Here is a 1,359-nt window from a genome sequence, read left to right as displayed (position 1 = left end):
AACGGGGTGGTATATGCAACTTGCGAGGCCTTAGCCGAAGCATGTAGTATATACATGGTTGGCAGAAGTTATGCTTTCCCCACCAACCAAGACCAAAAACTCTTTTTTGATTTTAACTCTTTCTTTTCAATCTCTTCCAGTAGTTCATCAAATTCTGCCTTTGATATTGAATTACTCGCAGTTTTACTTCTGTTCCTATCTAATGCGGCATCAATTGCTTTGTAGGAGAACTTCATGTACTGCTCAAATTCGGAAGGTGTTAGTTCTTTTCTTGTTTTTCCTTTGTTGTGGAACATACAGTCAACTTCAAAACTATTAGTTAGATGTCCTAAATCTTCAAAGTGACCTGACCAATGAATTCCATCGTAGTTTGCTTCCTGAAAGTGCGCTGGCACAAGAGAAAGCTCTACCATAGACCGTTCTTCTGGGAAACCATACTTTAAATAATAATCATACATTTTGAAGAGCTTAGAATGTCTGAACCCGCTAATGCCTTCCTCATTCTGGCTATAAGCATCAACTAGCTTTTTAATTTCAGTTTCAAAATTCATAATTATTTATTCCTGCCAACGTCTAGCTATAAGGCGTGGCGGCACACCAAAATATAAAAATTAAATATCAACTGTGCGCGCCATGACTTATAGCTTTTGTTATGCGTATCCATTTTGTCCATTTAGATATTTATCAAAGTCAAAGGTCCCGTTATTCACATCGTCCGCAAATTGTCGAACAGATTTATTTATCATTTCAATTCTATATGGGTGGTGGGTTAATCCGAATACTTGTCCTTTGTCGTCAATGGCTATGTAGTTACCGTCTTCAAGGTCTTTTATTTGGTAGTAAGTCTTGCCTTCAATATCAAATGCTCCCAGGTTGGTCAGGTCAAGTTGGTCACAAGTCAGTTTGCTAACAAGTTTTTCAATTTTTGTGTCTGCAGAAAACTTGCTTTTACTTTTCTTAAATGATGATAAGTCAACTTGAAAGTTGTTGAAGTCCAAAATACCTTTTTCAATTTCAAAGCCTATCCAAAGTCCATCATAAATTGTAATGTTTAGCGGGGATGCTTGTCCGTCTTGTTTAATAATAATGTTTTCCAATTCAAACTGCTTTCCCTTGGTCATTGATTTGTCTGACTGTGATGGGTCAAAGCCAATTGAATAGAAATTCCCTTTCATTGCGTGGTTTACAGAAAAGCGTCTATAAAGACCTTTTTCAAGCCCGTCAACTAAAAATTTAAAGTCGGCAGGTAATTGCGAAAAAACTTGTCGGAAAAAATCCAGTGCCTTTCCTTCAATTTTCCAGCTTGTCCTTTTAAATAGTCCGAACATTGTTGTCTGTCGTTTTATGGTTACGCATAAC

At 37.0% G+C, this 1,359-nt stretch carries 2 protein-coding genes; both read right to left on the bottom strand.

Annotation, left to right across the window (positions count from 1 at the left end; genetic code table 11):
• Positions 1–68: 68 nt before the first annotated feature.
• Positions 69–551 carry a hypothetical protein gene (locus tag FJM74_RS22065; RefSeq protein WP_187264815.1) on the bottom strand — a complete coding sequence of 161 codons (483 nt, stop codon included), beginning with the start codon at positions 549–551 and terminating at the stop codon, positions 69–71.
• Positions 552–650: 99 nt separating this feature from the next.
• Positions 651–1,359 (bottom strand): hypothetical protein (locus FJM74_RS22060; RefSeq protein WP_206684093.1); only part of this gene is annotated, 709 nt, incomplete at its 5' end.

It is taken from the genome of Pontibacter beigongshangensis, assembly GCF_014332515.1.
GTDB classification, from domain to species: Bacteria; Bacteroidota; Bacteroidia; order Cytophagales; family Hymenobacteraceae; genus Pontibacter; species Pontibacter beigongshangensis.
Note: the sequence above shows the minus strand (reverse complement) of the source record. Positions and strands in the feature narration are given on the sequence as shown.